General features: G+C 36.6%; 18 protein-coding genes. 12 read left to right on the forward strand and 6 right to left on the reverse strand.

The genetic code is table 11. The features are described 5' to 3' along the window. Window positions 1-79: 79 nt before the first annotated feature. The 3 genes from A3860_RS15365 to A3860_RS15375 form a co-directional block, all read right to left on the reverse strand. Entirely contained in the window at window positions 80-481 is a 402-nt protein-coding gene (locus A3860_RS15365; protein WP_081147611.1) for a response regulator, read from the reverse strand. A 75-nt stretch (window positions 482-556) separates the two neighbouring features. After that, window positions 557-1,174: a hypothetical protein gene (locus A3860_RS15370; RefSeq protein WP_081147612.1), complete on the reverse strand. Its 618-nt coding sequence runs from the start codon at window positions 1,172-1,174 to the stop codon at window positions 557-559. A gap of 13 nt (window positions 1,175-1,187) precedes the next feature. Next, window positions 1,188-2,099: a HEPN domain-containing protein gene (locus A3860_RS15375; RefSeq protein ID WP_081147613.1), complete on the reverse strand. Its 912-nt coding sequence runs from the start codon at window positions 2,097-2,099 to the stop codon at window positions 1,188-1,190. Window positions 2,100-2,313: 214 nt separating this feature from the next. On the opposite strand from A3860_RS15375, the gene A3860_RS15385 reads away from it, so the two are divergent. From A3860_RS15385 to A3860_RS15440, 12 genes are all read left to right on the forward strand, one after another. Further along, complete coding sequence (locus A3860_RS15385) at window positions 2,314-2,721, forward strand: helix-turn-helix transcriptional regulator (RefSeq protein ID WP_081147615.1); 408 nt, start codon at window positions 2,314-2,316, stop codon at window positions 2,719-2,721. 213 nt (window positions 2,722-2,934) lie between these two features. Further along, complete coding sequence (locus A3860_RS15390) at window positions 2,935-4,227, forward strand: toll/interleukin-1 receptor domain-containing protein (protein WP_081147616.1); 1,293 nt, start codon at window positions 2,935-2,937, stop codon at window positions 4,225-4,227. Continuing rightward, entirely contained in the window at window positions 4,220-5,770 is a 1,551-nt protein-coding gene (locus A3860_RS15395) for an argonaute/piwi family protein (protein ID WP_081147617.1), read from the forward strand. Before A3860_RS15390 ends, A3860_RS15395 begins: the two co-directional genes overlap by 8 nt. 3 nt (window positions 5,771-5,773) lie before the next feature. Next, window positions 5,774-6,313, forward strand: a complete 540-nt coding sequence (locus A3860_RS15400; RefSeq protein ID WP_081147618.1) for a toll/interleukin-1 receptor domain-containing protein — start codon at window positions 5,774-5,776, stop codon at window positions 6,311-6,313. Window positions 6,314-6,323: 10 nt separating this feature from the next. Then, window positions 6,324-6,725: a hypothetical protein gene (locus A3860_RS15405; protein WP_081147619.1), complete on the forward strand. Its 402-nt coding sequence runs from the start codon at window positions 6,324-6,326 to the stop codon at window positions 6,723-6,725. A gap of 9 nt (window positions 6,726-6,734) precedes the next feature. Beyond that, window positions 6,735-7,232 carry a TIR domain-containing protein gene (locus tag A3860_RS15410; protein WP_081147620.1) on the forward strand — a complete coding sequence of 166 codons (498 nt, stop codon included), beginning with the start codon at window positions 6,735-6,737 and terminating at the stop codon, window positions 7,230-7,232. A gap of 121 nt (window positions 7,233-7,353) precedes the next feature. Then, entirely contained in the window at window positions 7,354-8,613 is a 1,260-nt protein-coding gene (locus tag A3860_RS15415) for a toll/interleukin-1 receptor domain-containing protein (protein ID WP_081147621.1), read from the forward strand. A gap of 123 nt (window positions 8,614-8,736) precedes the next feature. Further along, window positions 8,737-9,357 (forward strand): TIR domain-containing protein, encoded by a 621-nt coding sequence (locus A3860_RS15420; RefSeq protein WP_081147622.1) that lies wholly within the window; start codon window positions 8,737-8,739, stop codon window positions 9,355-9,357. Between the two features lie 50 nt (window positions 9,358-9,407). Further along, window positions 9,408-10,580, forward strand: a complete 1,173-nt coding sequence (locus A3860_RS15425; RefSeq protein ID WP_081147623.1) for a toll/interleukin-1 receptor domain-containing protein — start codon at window positions 9,408-9,410, stop codon at window positions 10,578-10,580. Between the two features lie 4 nt (window positions 10,581-10,584). Next, on the forward strand, window positions 10,585-11,160 hold the full coding sequence (locus tag A3860_RS15430) for an SLOG domain-containing protein (RefSeq protein ID WP_081147624.1): 576 nt from the start codon (window positions 10,585-10,587) through the stop codon (window positions 11,158-11,160). Between the two features lie 41 nt (window positions 11,161-11,201). Next, window positions 11,202-11,984 carry a hypothetical protein gene (locus A3860_RS15435; protein ID WP_216823455.1) on the forward strand — a complete coding sequence of 261 codons (783 nt, stop codon included), beginning with the start codon at window positions 11,202-11,204 and terminating at the stop codon, window positions 11,982-11,984. 492 nt (window positions 11,985-12,476) lie between these two features. Further along, the gene (locus tag A3860_RS15440; protein WP_081147625.1) at window positions 12,477-16,511 is read left to right on the forward strand and encodes a leucine-rich repeat domain-containing protein; all 4,035 of its coding nucleotides are present in this window, start codon (window positions 12,477-12,479) and stop codon (window positions 16,509-16,511) included. A gap of 286 nt (window positions 16,512-16,797) precedes the next feature. Here A3860_RS15440 and A3860_RS15445 read toward each other — a convergent pair whose 3' ends face one another. Genes A3860_RS15445 through A3860_RS15455 form a run of 3 tightly spaced genes read right to left on the reverse strand, consistent with a single transcriptional unit; the run spans window position 16,798 to window position 17,874 of the window. Continuing rightward, window positions 16,798-17,301 (reverse strand): SRPBCC family protein, encoded by a 504-nt coding sequence (locus tag A3860_RS15445; protein WP_081147626.1) that lies wholly within the window; start codon window positions 17,299-17,301, stop codon window positions 16,798-16,800. Continuing rightward, a complete protein-coding gene (locus tag A3860_RS15450; RefSeq protein ID WP_081147627.1) occupies window positions 17,298-17,624 on the reverse strand; it encodes an ArsR/SmtB family transcription factor in 327 nt (108 codons plus the stop codon). Before A3860_RS15450 ends, A3860_RS15445 begins: the two co-directional genes overlap by 4 nt. Window positions 17,625-17,667: 43 nt before the next feature. After that, window positions 17,668-17,874, reverse strand: a complete 207-nt coding sequence (locus tag A3860_RS15455; RefSeq protein ID WP_081147628.1) for a hypothetical protein — start codon at window positions 17,872-17,874, stop codon at window positions 17,668-17,670. Window positions 17,875-17,988: the final 114 nt, after the last annotated feature.

Consider the following 17,988-nt stretch of genomic DNA (forward strand, 5'->3'; position numbering starts at 1 on the left):
AAATACTATTTGAATTCGATTTGATTTTATTTAACCGGAACTGAAAATCATTTAAAAAGCCTGTGTGATCGGCATGTGATTATTGCGATGTGATTTTACTGCCGACTATTTGGCTGGTTAAAAGTGCCAGCGCCGCCTTTAATTCCTGGTATGGGCCGCTTTTGGAAACGATCACGTCTGCTCCTTCAGGTTGTTGCGCATGTGGATCTTTAAAATCCATTGAATAAGCAATGATTTTAATGCCAGGCCATTTTTCTTTTACAACTTTTATGGTTTCATAGCCATCCATTTCAGGCATTCGCATGTCTAAGATGCAGATATCTGGTATGATTCCCCTAACAAGCAAGTCCAGAAAGTCTTTGCCGTTTGTCGCTTGTGGAATTACGTTGTACCCCCAAAGGCTGACTAATTCTTGCAGGCTTTTACGAATTAGAGCATGATCGTCTACGATAGCTACTTTTATTTGGCTACTTATGTTCATAAAGTGGAGTTTAGGTTGGCGAAATTTATAAAGAGGGAACCCAAAGGTGACTGAGGATGGATATTGGAGGTTGTATTAGTGGACGATCTTATTCCTATTTTTGGGAATGCCTCTGATGTGGTTAACTTCCCTTACATCTATCAGATGGGCTGCTTCTACCAATTTAGAAAGATGAAAATAGAGCGATAGCATATCTTTTTCAATACCGGCTTCAGATAGACTTGTTTCAACCAGTGCATATTCCAGCAGGTCTTGCAATTCCAATTTCCATTTCGGTAACGACAAGTATTTAAAAAAGCGCTTGAAGGTTATATATGGGTTAGCAAATTCCTTAAATGATAAAGCGCGTGGAAAATAGTCCCATTGGGTAGAATGCACATGCCATCCGCAAAAAAGGTTGGGGTTGAATGAGTCTTCCTTTTTAATGCTCAGCGGTGAAGTTTTATTTTCTTTGTTTAGTAAATAGGCTGCATTGATAACGGATTCTATCATCTTAAAGTCATACAACAAGTCACCTGGATTGTATTTACGCCAGATAAATTTACCCGCAGCCGCATTCAGAGCTTGTTTGATACATTTTCTGCGTGCTGATAGGTGGCCAGAACAGAAAAATTCGGCAATTACCTGGTAAGGGTCGGTTATTTTCTCTTTGTACCATAGAGAAGTTTGCAAATAATCGTTGGCTGATTTCATAAAGATTAAAGGTTTAGGCTATGGGGGTGGCATTTGGTGTTAATGGAAATGTGGTGGTTTGATTATTCTGTATTGCTATAGCTTTCTTGTTATATAGTTTTCCTGCAACAAGCAATAATTGATGTACTCGTTTCTTTAAAAGATTCGCTGTTTCCGTGGGTATAGAATAATCTTCCTTATAGCGTGCATCTGAATAGGCTTTATTAAGTAGATTGAAAAGGGAGGTTTCTTCTTCCGTGCTACAAGGGAAAATAGTAGAGGGTATAAATGAGAAATTTTCAATAAGAGCCAATAATCGGGAGAGATTGTGTGTAGTTGACCGATAGCCGGTAAATATTCGAAGTAGGGCCATGCAGGTGTGTTGAGTTGCCTGGTGTAAATCAAACAGAGCTTTTTCATTCCAGCCATTGTCCAGGCAAAAACAGGCGGTTTTATAAAAGCGCTCCGCCGTTCGGAAGCATTTGTTCCAGGTAGTTTCTAATTTACTCTTTGTTGTTTCATACGATGGTGCTGTCGGAGGGGTGATTAAAGTACTATTGCTTGTATTGTAAAGCAGAACGGCTTTATGATAAAGTGTAGTAAGAAAACGGCTGTTTTTGGCTAATAATTCGTTTACAGCATCCAGGGATTGAACCACGGCAGTAACCTCACAGTCCAGAGAAGTTGCCAATAGATCAATTTTCTGTTGGATTTCATGGTCGGCCTGGTTGTCATCATTACCTGTGATTATCAGTAGATCAAAGGTAGCTTTGATTGTGTCTTGGTAGCCGGTATCGTCTTTAAAACAGCTCCAATCCTGGTAATTAGAGGTTCGGTAACCGTAGCAAAGGATCTTTTCGGGGTGGATGGTTGTAGCAATTTTCTGAATAAACTGGGCTAATAGAGTTACCAGACTCGGGGATAGGTTGTCAAAAGTAGTTAGCATAAAAGGTTAAAGGTTTGGTATTAAAATAAAAGCATATGCCTTGTGGCTGGGTACGGCTTTTATCTGTAACTAACAGCAAATTACGGGGCGCTTGTACTGTACCGAACCAATTTAACTGGTGGACTACCAGTATTTTATTGTATTTTACGAGGGATATAACGGTATAATACCAATACCATAAATTCCATATATTTGAACCATGATAACTACGCCTATGCCTGAAAAAGTACATCAAGGACGAGCTGTTAAGCGCATACGAGAAATATTACAGGTAAAACAGGAAACCCTGGCTAGCGAACTTGGTATCAGCCAGCAAAGCGTGTCCCTGTTAGAATCTAAAGAAACGATTGATCCGGAGACTTTAGAGCAAATTGCCAAAACGCTAAAGGTGCCAGTGGAAGCGATTAAGAGTTTTAATGAAGAAGCAGCCGTTAATATTATAGCGAACACTTTTCAAGACGAATCTGTTGCATATGCCTATAACTACAAGTGTACTTTCAACCCATTAGATAAGTATATCGAAACTGTTGAAAAGAATGAAAAGCTTTATGAGGCGTTATTAAAATCAGAACGTGAAAAGATTGCTTTGTTGGAAAAGATGTTGGGAGAGAAAAAGAAGTAATAATAGAACGCTTTTAATACTTTTAACCACCTTTTGGGTGGTTTTTTTATTAATGCACTTTCAACAAACGCAATTTGACTTATTCATGTATCCTAAAGGTGTTCTAGATTATAATAAGGAAATTTTTCCACAACGGTGGAAAAAGTACTAAAGAAATTAGGATTAATATTCATATTTTGCTATAGGCGTCAATATCATTGACGCCCTTTATTAATGAATGAAAAGGAAACGATATTTATAAGCCATAAATCTCCAAGCGACAATTATTTTGCTGCATGGTTAACCTCAAAGTTAAAGTTGCTTGGATACGATGTTTGGCTAGAGGTTGATGAATTGAAAAGCGGAGATCCTTTCTGGCCAGAAATCGAAGCTGTTATAAGGAACCGGGCGGTAAAATTCCTTATACTCATTTCTAATAACTACTTGGACAATATAAATGATGCCAGTAGTGGAATATTTAAAGAGCTTTCAACCGCAGACAGAATTAAAACTATAAAAAATTTTAAAACCCCCATTAAGATTGATGATGTGAATGAGGACAACTTTCCTCTTCAGCTAATGGGACTCAACTCAATTGATTTTTTTAACAATTGGCAAAGTGGCCTGGATAAATTACTTGATAGTTTCGGAAAAGAAAAAATTCCTAAAAAAGATCACGCAGACAGTCCACTAAATTTTTGGCTAGAAGCATTTAAGATTAAAGATTGTCACACAAACGAACCTGAGAAAATATATACTAATTGGTTTCCTTTCACCTTACCAGATAAACTGTACATTCATAAACCTATTATTAAAAGTAGCCTTGACAAAACAGATATAATCTACCCATTTATTGAATATAGTGATAGACACATAAGCTTTTTTCCCAGCAGTGCGTATCCTGAATCAATCGTAGTTCCTACCAGCGCAGAATTGAGCATCCCTGATATATTAGACCAGCAGCTAGTTCCAATTGATGATTTTCTTTCTTTAAGCGAGCCTAGAAAAAAGATAATTGAACTAGTAAATAGCGCATTTGCTGAATACTTGTTTCAATCAGGCTTAAAAAAATATGAGCAGTCTAATAGATTAGTATTCTACTTCCAAAATACAGAGGCACATAGGAAAAGGATTAGTTTGAAAACTGTGGGTAAAACTAATGTTGCAGTCACAGGTAAGACAAAAGAAAACCGTTGGAGTTTCGCGATTAGTTTTTTTTCTATCCTGCACCCATACCCTTGTCTGCGTGTGAATAGCCATATCGTATTTGAATCGCAAGAAAATATTGTACTTGACGCTGACGAACAGCATCAGCTTAGAAGGAAATTTGGATTTGATTGGTATAATAGAGACTGGTTAGATACCTTATTGGGAATGATGCTAAAGATTTCGGATAGTGTTAATGATTGTAAAATTAGAATACCCATTGGTCCAAAATTGGAGTTAGTCATTGACGCGATTCCCGCATCTATTGATACTAACTTTGGATATTTTGAACCTGAGAAAGAAGAAAAGGAAAATGCTTAAAATTATACATATAAATGAACCGAATCTTATTTTTGGATTTGACCAGAAAACGATTGATCCCCGCGATGGTCTTGTTTTATTCGGACCACATCAGCCGTTATACCCCTACTCCTTAAGAATTGGGGTCATCGGTTTACAAGAAGATGTTATTGAATATAAAAATTTTGTTGCACAACTAAATCGGCCAATACTTTCAACACAGTCAAAGTATAAAGTAACAAAATCTCTTGAAAGGTCGCGCCCAAGTTTTCCTGGCTTTGAAGCGGTTTTTAATGTCAAATGGCCCGTCAAGCCTGAAGTTGAATTAATAATTGGTTCCCTGGAAATTCAAAAGTGCCTAAAGAATCCGAACAGAATTTTACGTGCCAACGATCTAGTTGACCTCTACCTAAATAAAATACGTCAAGTTGAAAAGAAAGAGGATGCAAAACTTAACTTATGGTTCATCCTTATTCCCACCCAAATCTATGAAACTTGTAATGCTAGTTCTTGGGGGCGAAGTATTGGCAAAGGCACTCACGAATATGTAGAGAAGACTGAAAAGGGCCAAATTTCGTTAAGTTTTTCTGAATATGCAGATTACGACAACAAACTGGCAAGGATACTCGACACCGCTTCTGATTTTCACAACTTACTAAAAGCCAGGTTAATTCAAGAACAGATTACAGTTCCTGTACAGTTAATAGTCGATAAAACGCTAAGATTTCGAAATAGGGATACCAATATACCGTTCCAGGAATATCTGAAGGCAAACTTTGCATGGACGCAATCAACCACGGTCTATTACAAATTGGGCAGGTTGCCTTGGAAATTAGGAGATGTCAGGGAAGGTGTATGTTATATAGGCTTAGTCTATAAAAAGCTACCTAATGAAAGGGAAAGAAATGTTTGCAGTGCAGCACAAATGTTTTTAAAAGATGGTGACGGTTCTGTCTTTAGAGGAAATATTGGGCTTTGGGAAAGTGAAAAACCGCACGAATATCACCTTGACGAGATGTCTGCTCAAGAATTAATCGGTATGGCCCTAGATGATTATAAAGAAAAATGGAATATATATCCGAACGAACTCTTTATTCATGCCAAAGCTAATTTCAACGATATCGAATGGCAAGGCTTTTTAAATGCAGTTCAGAACCGTTCGGCTCACACAAGTTTAGTCGGAATTCTCATTAAAGATTTAAACGAACTAAAGTTATATCGTCAGCCCTATAATCAATTGGGTAATTATGGTGTAATGCGCGGCACTGCCTTAATTGTTGATGAAAAAGAAGGTTACCTCTGTACCAAAGGATTTATCCCTCGCCTTAACACTAGCAATAGTTTAGAAATTCCGAGAAATCTGAGAGTAAAAATTGTTCGTGGGAATGCACACATTGAAACTGTATTAAAAGATATATTGGCATTAACCAAGTTAAATTACAACGCCTGTGCTTATGGAGATGGAAGCCCAGTAACTCTTAAGTTTTCTAATAAAATTGGTAGTATTCTAACGTCAATACCCGATTGGAAAGTGGACACTCGACAATTCATGTTTTATATATAAATAATGATTATAACAGAAGCTCAATTCTTTAGCGACACTAAAGGAGATAATAAATTTTCTGTATTGTTTGAAAAAGTGTTAGCTGATGCATTTAAAAAAACACTTTACATTTTCATTTCCCATAAACACAATGAAGTGAATCATGTTTATAGGCTCCAAGAAATATTAGGCCGATATGGTTTTACAGGCTATGTTGACTGGGAAGACGATAACATGCCTCCTACCACAAGTGGTGAAACAGCCGTCCAATTGAAAGACAGAATAGTAAAAGCCAGAAAATTTATATTAATAGCAACAGAAGCAGCTATTGAATCCAAATGGTGTAATTGGGAGGTTGGCTTTGCAGATGCACACAAGTATGAAGATCATTTGGCGTTGCTTCCAATAAAACCTGATCAATCACAATACAAAGGAGAAGAATATTTACAAATTTATCCTTCCATTCAGATAAGAAGTGAAAGCTTGGAAAGGTCACAATTATCTTATTACGTTCAGTACCCCAACGGAAAGGAAATATCATTAAAAAACTGGTTAACAATTTAAAATATAACATATGGAAAATAAGATCAAACATCTGGAATTTATTCAACTAACCATCACCAGGATGAACGTGAATTCCTTTATGGTAAAGGGCTGGCTCATAACACTTGTTGCAGCAATTTTTGTTTTGTCTGAAAAGGATGCTAACACAAAATTTCTATGGTACACACCCTTTGCCACCGCAGTGTTCTATGGTTTGGATACATATTTTTTGATGTTAGAAAGGCAATTCCGCAGTCTTTATAATCATGTTAGGACTTTGCAGGAAGCTGAAATAGACTACTCTATGGATATTTCTTCTTACCAAAGCGGAAGAAACAGTTTTGTAAGGTGCCTGGTTTCTCTTACAGTACTCTTGTTTTACCCTGTGGTTCTCGTCGCATCCCTCATTGCGGCTGCATATATTAATCATTAATTTTTTGTTATGACCAGAAAAGTTTTTTTTAGCTTTCATTACAAAAGGGACATTGTTAGGGTGTCAAGAATAAGAAATAGTGGCATCGTTACTTCTAACTATGAAAAATCATCTTTTCTCGACCATGCAGATTGGGAGTCCATTCAGAGAAAAGGTTCTTCTGCTATAAAAGATTGGATTGACAGCCAACTGATTGGCTCAACTGTAACCTGTGTTTTAATTGGTTCCGAAACCAATGATAGAGAATGGGTACATTATGAGATAGAACAAAGTGTTTTGAGAAAAAACGCAGTATTAGGAGTCTATGTTCATAATATGAAAGATTTCAATGGGAATGTTGATCGGCCCGGCTTCAATCCTTTGGCCAAACACAAAATAAATGGCTATGATTTACAATTGATCGCTCCAGTTTATGATTGGGAATTACATGATGGGTACAGAAGTTTCGGAGGATGGATTGATCAAGCAGTCAGCAAGTTTAAACATATAGGGCATTTCAGGGGATAAAATCCATTGTATCTACATTATACTTTTTCCAATATCCGATTATATCTTTAAATAATTCCAAAGCCATACATTAGAACTTACAATATTTCCTTATTAACTAAATCCTAAATTCTTCCTTAAAGTGCAATATGACGCTTTTATCTGCCATGCCAGTGAGGACAAAAAAGATTTTGTTCGCCCGCTGTCTGAATTGTTGCAACAACAAAACCTTGATATTTGGTATGACGAGTTTTCACTTACTGTCGGCGATAGTCTGATGAAAAAAATTGACGAAGGGCTATCCAAATCTAGGTTTGGAATTGTTGTACTGAGTCCAAATTTTTTTAATAAACCTTGGGCGAAACGAGAGTTGAATGGTCTTACAACAAGGGAAATGTTGGAGAAAAGGAATTTAATTCTACCTATTTGGCATGGGGTCACAGCTCATGACGTTGCTCTGTACTCTCCCCCGTTGGCGGATAAATTAGCGATATCTTCTGCAAATGGAATAAATGCTGTTATAAGGGAATTGACCAGAAAAATTAAACCAGATGAAAGTCCATTAATAGTTGCGCGAGATTACCTATTGCATCTTAAACTTGATCCCCCACCTATTTCAGATGAATGGTGGTTAGATATGGTCGAATATAAAGAGTTCCTTAAATTTCCGGATCTCAATGCACAAAAAAGATGGATATTTCCATTGCCCTATCCGAATGAAGATAGAGGTTGGGAAAGAGGTCATAATATTGCATCCACTGCTTTACAATTGGATTGGTCATTTGAAGGTGAAGAATTAAATATTGATCCAACAACTCACCCCGAAATCGTTCATAAATTCCTTCATCGATGGCCGGGACTATATGAATGTGTAAGATTAAATCCAACCGTGCTAGCCTTGTACGTCCCTCAGTTAACAATTCCTGGTTTCGATTCTGGGTTCGAAGACTTATTTGACGAAATTCTAAGCCCAAGTAAACAAACTTCAGACAAAATATTTTCTTATGGCAAACACAAAACTATTGATAACAATGATCCCTTATGCGCAGACATAATTGCTCTTAGACATCCAACATTTGGTAACTATACGGAAGAAGAATTGGGATATTGGTATTTTAATGCTCATGATACAAAATATTTTCGTTCTGAAGCGGATACTTTCGAAGGGCTAGTTTGGCTTTTGAGTGATGATTCCACATGGTTGCCTCAAAAATATAGAGATACTTTTATTAAGGGAATCTGTTCTAGGGATCAATGGACGCACCCAGGGCATAGATATAACAATTCATTTATGCAGGCATTATTAACCAAACCACGTAAGCAGTTTAAATTTACGAAGCAAGTAAAGAAAGGATTATTTGAAATAGTAGAACAAGCGAAAAACAATATGGCCATTCGGTAAAAGTCAGATAGTATTATTTCAAAGCTACTGGAACTAGATTTAGTTAAATGTTTCTATGATTATAGGGACTGGTTGGAAGATCAAAGGAACCGTTATTAGGACGAATGGTGAAAAAAAATAGCTATGGCAAAACGAGTATTTTTTAGCTTCAATTATGAAGACGTAAAGAACTTCAAGGTAAATGTAGTCAGAAACAGCTGGATAATAAGAGACGGCGAAGGCTCTTTTGTTGACAGTTCCATTTGGGAATCTGCAAAATCCAAAGGAGTAGCTCTTATTAAAAATTTAATAGATAGTGGGTTAAAGGGCACTTCGGTTACTGCTGTTTTAATTGGCGAAGATTCGGTTAACCGCAGATGGGTTAATTATGAAATTATCCGGAGCTTTGAGCGAGGGAATGGTTTATTGGGTATTCATATTAATAGAATAGCCGGACGAACGGGTCCTACTGTCAGAGGATTAAATCCACTAGATCGGCTTGGCTTCGAGATTTCAAAGGATGGCAAGAAAGTTCATTTTTATGAACTCAATAACAAAAATTGGGTCTCTTATGCGGATTTACCTATAATTAATAACAAACAATCCAATACTCTCTTTTTTGAAGACAGCTTTTGGTCTGGCAATGAATTTGGTAAGTTTTATCGCTTTTCTGATAAATTCAGTACGAAATGTTGGGATTTAGAAAATGGATATAAGAATTTATTTAACTGGGTGGAAATTGCAGTTAAACAAGCAGGAAAGTGATCATGTTCCTATCTAATAAATTGTATAATTAATTATGAACATAAAAGTTTATGACTACCACATATCAATTAATAACAATCGGAATTTCTCATACTCTTAAAGACACAATTATTGAATCTTTCTTTCAAAGGGTTGAGGAATTAGGAATTCCAACCGAATTAATATCAATTATTAATGGAGAAAATTTTAACCAATACAAACCCAATGCTCCTTCCGTTTGCCTCTATTTTGGGGAGCCTCAGGTTAAACAATTTCCAGACCTTGTTATATTAGAGCAACTACAGGCAAATGCAGTTTTTACGATACCAATTGTACCTGATCTTAAAAATTTTTCAAATTCTATACCTGAATCACTACGTCCCATTAACGGTACCGCGTTGAATAATCTCACGCAAGTCGATGCGATTGTAAACAGTATTTTAGAAGGGCTTTCGCTTTTACGAGAATCGAGAAGACTTTTTATTAGTTATAGAAGAATCGAATCTAGGACGATGGCAATTCAGCTTTACGAACATCTGGATGCCTGTGGGTTTGATGTGTTCTTAGATACTCATTCCATTCGCCCAGGAGAACCGTTTCAAGAAGAACTTTGGCATCGGCTGGTGGATACTGACGTCGTAGTACTTTTAAACACTCCTGGCTTTATGGAGAGTCGGTGGACTGCAGAAGAGCTTGCTAAAGCATCTGCTATGAGTATCGGAGTCGTACAAGTAATCTATCCTGAGCACGAGCCAGAAAAAATGGCTGCACTTTGTTTTCCTTTTTATTTGGACGATAAACATTTTGCAGGGGGCAATTCAAGAAATCCTGATGGCTTTTTCACCGTAGGTGCACTTAAAGAGATAGCAAAACAAGTAGAGGTAGTAAGGGCTAGAAGTTTAGCAGCACGTCAAGACAATATTATACGGGAATTTACTTCCACCGCGCAAAAATTAAACGTAGCTGTTCAATTGCACCCACAAAAGTTCATGACCCTGCGGAATTCAAATGGTAAGGAAGTAGCGGTGATTCCGACTGTAGGAATTCCTCATGGTTTTACTTACAACCAAACAGCCGAGTTGATTAAACTGATTCGAGAGAGTGAAGCCGCAGAAGCATTAATACTTTATGACCATCGGAATATCAGAGAAAAGTGGTTAAATCACTTGATTTGGTTAGACTTATATTTGCCTGTCAAATCGGTAAAAATCACCGAAATTGAAGAATGGATGACTAAATTATAATATCATGATATTTTTATCTGCCAGCATTCCTGATGCCAAACGCGATCCGAAATACTTTAATACAGCTGATATTGTAGCCATAAGGGATGCCGTTCGCGCTCTAGCCACGGTGGTAATACCTCGTACGCAACTGATTTGGGGTGGGCATCCAGCTATTACTCCCTTAATTCGCCATGTGATGCAAACTATGAAGTCCGATGTAAATGAACATGTTACTCTATATCAGTCTGAATATTTCCGATTGCACTTCCCACAAGAAAATAAATATATAGAAAAAATCATATTCACTGATGCTAGGCCAACCCTTGAAGAAAGTCTTTTAATTATGCGTCAGGAAATGTTACAAAAGGAGCATGAATTCAAAGTTGGAATTTTTATTGGAGGAATGGGAGGTGTTGAAAAGGAATTTAGACTGTTTCGTGAATTGCACCCTACGGCTCATATTTTACCAGTGGCTAGCACCGGCGCTGCCGCTAGGATAATCTACGATAACTTTGAGCAAAAACCTAATAGGAGACTTTTAACTGATTATGCTTATATGGCATTATTCAAAGAATTGCTTAATGAATACTTACAATAATTAATAATCTTTTTGAATATTACATTTTAATTTAAGTAAGAATGTATAGAGGTTTTAATCTTAGTATCGGAAGCACTGAGGACTTTTATGAAACAGGAAAGAAGATATATGATAAAATTAAAAATCCTATTCAAAAGACATTAAAAGATTTTATTTCCGTTTCTGGCGTTATCGAAGGATCTAAATTACGAGAACATTGGTTCCCCCAACTAAATGCAGATGTATTCATTGCTCATTCGCATAAGGATGAGCGGAATGCAATTGGGCTTGCTGGTTGGCTGCATCAGAAATTTGAGATTACAGCTTTTATCGATTCCTGTATTTGGGGTTACGCTGACGACCTTTTAAAAATTATTGATACTGCTTATTGTTTAGATGATGATAGAATAAATTATAACTACCAAGAAAGAAACTTCTCTACGGCACACGTTCACATGATGTTGTCTACTGCGTTAACTATGATGATAGACAGAACTGAATGTATTTTTTTATTAAATACTCCTAATTCTATTTCATCAACAGAAACAATTAAAGACAAGACAACATCTCCATGGCTTTATTCTGAAATTATAATGACGCAATTGGTCAGAAGACGAAGGCTTCTTTCACATCGTCCAGCTACACGAACTTTCGCAAAATCCCTAAAACTAAATGAGCGGCTTGAAATCGAACATGATGTAGACATAAGTGGGCTCACAAACCTAGATAGAGATGGTCTTTTAACTTGGCTTAGAAAGTGGAATCGAAAACCATTTCACAAAGAAGCGTTTCCATTAGATTACCTTTATGAATTGTTTGATGATTCAGGAAAGGAAGCTCTATAAAATGGTAAAAAAGTTGTTGCGTTCATTCTGGTAAAGGATTCGTAGAAACCACGTCTGAAACAAATGTCCACCAATTAAATGCTCTGCAATACCTCTTTAGTGATGGTCAATTATTCTTCAATAAAAAAACTTTATCTCAGCATTACATTAAGGATTTAGTAAAAGAATCGAAGCACCTCAGAGTATCCGACCGGCCCAAAAAGCAACGCATTCACAAATAAGAACGAGGCTGGAAAAGAGACTTATATTGTCTTCAACTCTTTCCTTGAACCTCACTTTGGACTTGAATAGGCCTTTCATTCAGCTAACTAAGGGAGGTAGAACAGAAAAACTTTCCAATGGCCTACCCGAAGTTCGCCATCCTTCTTTCAATGAAAGAAGAAACAAAATCTAACGTCAGCACTATTAGTCGGGTTATTGTCTAAGTGCTAAAATATATAATGTGGATGCAATACGATCACTATATTGTTTTCTAACCTTTAACATCAGTTAATGAATCTGATTTATACTTTTCAAAACTCTGGAGAACAGATCAATAACGACGTCGTGCTGCCAGGCGCACCGTTTCGAGTTGAGCCTATTTCGTATAATTTCTTACTAAAGCCTCAATGTAAATTTTGGCGTTTCGGTATTCGATTTTCAAGGACAGATACTGTTCAATTTTATATGCCTGAACACAGATACAAGAAGCCAGAGTTCGACGAAAACTTCATCGACATTCATATAGGTGTCGGTCAATGGGAAGACGGAGTTTGGAGAGATGAAACCAAATTCCATTTAGCACAGTATAATCTAGATGGATTAGATCATTTATTGACGGAGAAACCTTATGTTCCAATGTCAGCAGTTGGATGGAGTCTCAATTTTGAACCGTCCACAAATACTATCGTTACTTATTTTGAGTTTAATGACAATCAGAAACTGCCTATAGTCACTCATGAACTATCAATACCTAGAGAGTTTAAATTTTTCAAAGTCTTTGCTTGGGCGGATAAATCTTCCTTCCAAATAGACTGTGAAATATCAATCAACTCTGCCCAAACCGATTTGTCGTCAGTTGATTTCAGGGTCGGAAATATCATCTTTCGAAAAGGGAACATGTTTGATTATAGCACCCAGCGAATGGCAAATGTCTTCATTTTACCTGCTTCATCAAGTGGCACTGCAACACCACATACCTTAAATAGAGCTTCGGAATTAGGAATTCCAAATCCAAAGCCAAATCTTGCAGGATCCGTTGAGCTTTATCCAGTAACGAGTGCTCGCCAATGGATGAGTGCAGGTTATGGTTATGCAGTAAACCGTGACAGTTCAAGTTTGGAAATAGTAGCACAAACAGCAATGAATCTGCACGACAAAATTGTAAATAATAAAGAAGCGAAACTGAATTGCCGTGCTGTTAGTTTACCCCTTTTGGGAACTGGTACAGGTCGGCTTGATCCCATACTAGTAGCGTCAACGCTTGATCAAACTCTTAATGCAGGTATGTTGCTTAATTATGTAGTGAGCATACCTGACGGAATAACTTTCTTAAATGTTAAAAGATTTTTCATTGGACGTTACGATGAATTAGGTGGAGATGAAAATAACGTTGTTCCAAATGTGATTATAGATTTCGCAAAAAGGTATTTACTTAATATTGATAATATTAAGTACGATTTCGATGAAGATCGTAGGGTTTCACATTTATCACTTGAGGATTCATCATTCACGTTTCATGATTTTTGGCCAGGTGAATTGAAGTTTGTAACACATTTGTCATTCAATAATTGCAAGTTGAATAATCTTGAATTTCTCAAAAAGGTCAACAGATTGAAACATCTAAAAATGACTTCATGCTCAATTGTAAATATCAGTGCACTCGAAGCTAAACGGAAATTATACTCATTAGAACTTAGCAATCTAGATATAGAATCTTTATTGTTTCTGATCTCCCATACGTCCCTTCGAGCGTTGACCCTACGGAGTATGCATCTAAAATCACTTAGTGAAATATCGATTCTGACCAACTTAGAGGAGCTAGACTTACGATCAAATGAAATTGACAACTTAAACGGTGTAGATGCTCTTAAAAAACTTAGGAAGCTATTTATTGCTACCAATAGAATTACTTCTATTCAACCAGTCAAGCACCTAAAGCAATTAGAGATCTTGGACATTAGCAATAATCTTATACAAGATCTAACCCCAATAGCAGTGTTGAAGAATCTAAAATATCTGCGAGTAAATAAAAACCCTGCTATTTCGAAAGAGAAAATCATTTTGGATGATAATGAGAATCAGTTGTTACCTATTCAAAATATGCTGCAAAAAAAGGCAGAAGAAGACTTGGTAGACATTCAGTTGCCTTGCAAAATTTTGCTTTTAGGAAATCACGGAACTGGCAAATCATCTTTATTAAATCTATTGCAAAAAAGGCAAAACGAAACACCGCATTCAACTCATATAATTAAAATTGAAAAATATCCAACAGGCGCCAAGGGTATTCCCAAAGCTATTTTTTTTGATTTTGGAGGGCAAGATTACTATCATGGCTTATACAAGGCCTTTCTTAGCGGCGGTTCAGCTTACTTATTGTTGTTTAACCTGAACAGCAATGAAAACAAAAAACAGTCTGATTCCAATAAAATTTTAACTCAAGATTTCAGCTTGCAGTATTGGTTAAACCAAAAAAAGTATTTCGAACAGCAAGTATTTCAAACTGGCAGTGATCCAATATTTATTATTCAAACATATGCTGATAAACATCCACGACTATTAAAGCTAGAGTTGACGGAGGATATCCAAAACATCTACTATGTGAATTTAATTGAGGAAGCAAGACAGCTAAGTACTTATAAGCAAAAGCAAAATAGTAACAATCTTAATCATCTGATTCAGGAAATTAAAGATTACATAGATTTTGCGTCTGAAATTGTTAAACGGCCTCGATGGTTTGTGACTTTCGTAAACAAGTTATTAGACCTTTCAGAGACTTCTACTCATGAAGCACTTTCAATAGAAAGACTTTTAGATTTTTATGACCGACCGGGGGATTCTGAACAAGTAAAAATATTTATGCAAGACGACCTAGATCAATTACATAAACAAGGACTTGTGTTATATTATAAAGATCATTTGCCCGATATTGTATGGCTTAATCCGGTGGCGGTTGTCAATTATGTTCATGACAAAATTCTAATTAAGAGCAAGTTGCTAGATAGGTATGGCCTCACTCTAGAGGAAGTTAAAAAGTTCGATCAAAATATTGTCCAACTTCTCCATTTACAAAAAGTTCTATTCTATCATGAATACGGACAAGAATCGTACTATATAGTGCCAAACTTTCTCCCCTTGTTTGAAGAAGAGATTTCAGGAGCTGGATTACTTATGTTTGGAATGAATCGCCCGTGTGTAGTTTTGAAATTTATTAATTTTTTACCTTTCGGACTTATCAATCAATTGATTTGTTTTTTTGGCGTCTTGCCAGAGCATAAGAGGTTTTGGCGAGATAAGTTACTTTTTAAACTAGGCAAAACCAAAGTGTGCATTGACGTGGATATGCAGTTGCTGGAAATAAAGATATTTACGTTCTCAGACACAGTTCTTTCCAGCAAGGAATCAGACTTAGTGGAACGTTACATTTTTCTCAGCATAATGGGACAATATTGGGACATGGACATCCTAAGTTTTAACGACTTCTCTGAATTTGAAAAGGATAAGATCGTCAAAGAGAAATTAAATTTAGAACAACCTCTGCATCAAAAAATTGCAAATCTAGAAGCGTTAATTGATAACGAGGCATGTAGACCGTTGGACCTATATATATCAAAAGATAATAAAAATTTCGTGTCTTACTCCCAATTATGTGGATCGGACGGAGCGTCATCTATCAACGCCTATGAGAAAAGTTCTGAAACGGAGAACCTAACTGAAAAGATCAATATTGTGGAAGCGCATCCATTTCAAGTATTTACCAAAGCTAAATTGAAAAAAGCCTTCAAGGCGGTTATTTCTTATTCAAAGCAAGACTTAGACCACGTACTCAAGTTTAGACAATACCTGGAACCGTTACGTGAACAAGGGTTACTTGATCGACATTGGTTTTGCACGCTACTGCTTGCTGGGGAAGAATGGAACGAAAAAATCAAAAAAGAATTTGATGAGGCTGACATCATTTTCTTTATGGTTAGCGAAAACTTAATGAGTACTCAGTACGTCAAGGAAAACGAAATAAAAAATGCTATTGATAAATATGATAAAGGCGGGGAAATATTTATTATCCCAATTTTGTTAGTACCCTATAATTTTAAGGGGAAGGGTAAATATGATTTAACAAGATTTTCGTCCCTTCCATACTCGCTTAAACCAATAACTGAATTTCGTAATCAACATATTGCATGGCATGTAGTTTCAGAATTGATACGAATAACACTTGAGCGAAATTTAAAGCCAGAAACAACCAATGATCAATTTTATCCTCAGCTAGATAGGTATTTAGCAGCTATTATTAATGGAGACAAAATTGCAGACTCCGACAAACTATGAAACAACTAGTAGAAAATTGCACAATAGAAAAACACACTCAAAATCAACTCACTCGTTTAAAGTATATCAATTTATTATATGCCTAATCTGTTGTATTTCTTGCAAATCCTCAATAAACTGGTTCGACAATTGTCCAGCCGCCCCGACAAATAAAAAAAGGCTCTGTTAAAAAGGAGCCTTTTTTTATTCATGTATTTCGTGGCTATAATTGACGAATCCTATTGCGGGCAAACAAATAACTGTCAGCCTCACCATTGCCATGCCGATGGTAGACAGCCGTTTCTTTTTATTGTCGTTGCGATAAAGTTCCCAACAGAACTTCCAGGTTTTGCATTGATACTGCATATCCTTCTTTGAAGCCCATCTCAATCATCTTCTCCATACGGGCAAGCGATTCGTTATAAATAGTAATGCTCACTTTTGTTATTTCCCCCTGTTCGCTGAATGTAAAATCCCAATCAGAACCCGGCAATTCAGGGTTTTCATTTTCGTCTGCAAAAGCATTGAACATTTTGAAATTGGTCTTTGGGGTAATGGAAGTATATTTCTGAATTGCCCAACGCTCCTGTCCTTCCGGGCTTACCATCGCATAAAATCGTCGACCACCCACTTCAAAATTCATATGTTTTGTTTTTGCAGTCCAGGGTTTAGGTGCCACCCATTGGTCAAGAAGTTCTTGTTTTGTAAAAGCATCCCATACCAGCGAAAGTTCGGCATCAAATTCCCTGGTTATGAATACTGTTTTTGTTGTTTTGTCAACGGTAAAATCAAATAGCAAATTAGTTGTCATTTTTTTTGTTTTTTAAGTGTTACTAATACTTTGTCAAGTTGATTAAATTGGGTTTCCCACAGCATTCTGAATTGATCTAACCATTTATCAATCTCTTTCATTTTTTGAATTTGGAGTGAGTAGTAAATTTCCCTGCCCTGCTGTTCCTGTTTTACCAGGTCGCACTCTGTCAAAATTTGAATATGCTTTGATACAGCCTGTCTGCTTGTATTAAAATGTTCGGCAAGGGCATTGGGTGTCATTGCCTGCAATGCGATCAGGGCAATGATTGCCCGCCTTGTTGGGTCGGCAATTGCCTGAAAAATATCTCTTCTTGTTTCCATCTTTGGTTTATTTGCAACTATGTGGTTGCAAATATAAGTGCAATTATTTGGTTGCGCAATTTTTATTTATGATCTGCTGCTGAAGGCTATTTTCAGGATATTTGTCATTATCAAAATAAGGCCCATCCTGATCTGTCAATGTAATTACATGATCGTTGATAAGGTCGGTTATAGAACCCGTAATTAAAACCGGTTTGGTGAAATCCCTTCTGACCAATATGCAATAATGAACCGGAACATTGCTTTCCACTGGGCATTATTGTTCACACCTTTTTGAACCATAAACCTGTAACCTGGCAACCGGGAATTGGTTAACAACAGTAAATGTGCGAATGATGTAACCTGTTTATGGAATTATATAATA

This window comes from Niastella vici (assembly GCF_002077945.1).
Lineage (GTDB): Bacteria > Bacteroidota > Bacteroidia > Chitinophagales > Chitinophagaceae > Niastella > Niastella vici.

Excerpts from the sequence above, each read along its gene's own strand:
- A3860_RS15425 (WP_081147623.1), top strand. The coding sequence starts at position 9,408 with ATGACTACCACATATCAATTAATAACAATCGGAATTTCTCATACTCTT.
- A3860_RS15410 (WP_081147620.1), top strand. The coding sequence starts at position 6,735 with ATGACCAGAAAAGTTTTTTTTAGCTTTCATTACAAAAGGGACATTGTT.
- A3860_RS15435 (WP_216823455.1), top strand. The coding sequence starts at position 11,202 with ATGTATAGAGGTTTTAATCTTAGTATCGGAAGCACTGAGGACTTTTAT.
- A3860_RS15365 (WP_081147611.1), bottom strand. The coding sequence starts at position 481 with ATGAACATAAGTAGCCAAATAAAAGTAGCTATCGTAGACGATCATGCT.
- A3860_RS15440 (WP_081147625.1), top strand. The coding sequence starts at position 12,477 with ATGAATCTGATTTATACTTTTCAAAACTCTGGAGAACAGATCAATAAC.
- A3860_RS15400 (WP_081147618.1), top strand. The coding sequence starts at position 5,774 with ATGATTATAACAGAAGCTCAATTCTTTAGCGACACTAAAGGAGATAAT.
- A3860_RS15395 (WP_081147617.1), top strand. The coding sequence starts at position 4,220 with ATGCTTAAAATTATACATATAAATGAACCGAATCTTATTTTTGGATTT.
- A3860_RS15370 (WP_081147612.1), bottom strand. The coding sequence starts at position 1,174 with ATGAAATCAGCCAACGATTATTTGCAAACTTCTCTATGGTACAAAGAG.
- A3860_RS15450 (WP_081147627.1), bottom strand. The coding sequence starts at position 17,624 with ATGGAAACAAGAAGAGATATTTTTCAGGCAATTGCCGACCCAACAAGG.
- A3860_RS15375 (WP_081147613.1), bottom strand. The coding sequence starts at position 2,099 with ATGCTAACTACTTTTGACAACCTATCCCCGAGTCTGGTAACTCTATTA.
- A3860_RS15420 (WP_081147622.1), top strand. The coding sequence starts at position 8,737 with ATGGCAAAACGAGTATTTTTTAGCTTCAATTATGAAGACGTAAAGAAC.
- A3860_RS15385 (WP_081147615.1), top strand. The coding sequence starts at position 2,314 with ATGCCTGAAAAAGTACATCAAGGACGAGCTGTTAAGCGCATACGAGAA.
- A3860_RS15430 (WP_081147624.1), top strand. The coding sequence starts at position 10,585 with ATGATATTTTTATCTGCCAGCATTCCTGATGCCAAACGCGATCCGAAA.
- A3860_RS15405 (WP_081147619.1), top strand. The coding sequence starts at position 6,324 with ATGGAAAATAAGATCAAACATCTGGAATTTATTCAACTAACCATCACC.
- A3860_RS15445 (WP_081147626.1), bottom strand. The coding sequence starts at position 17,301 with ATGACAACTAATTTGCTATTTGATTTTACCGTTGACAAAACAACAAAA.
- A3860_RS15390 (WP_081147616.1), top strand. The coding sequence starts at position 2,935 with ATGAATGAAAAGGAAACGATATTTATAAGCCATAAATCTCCAAGCGAC.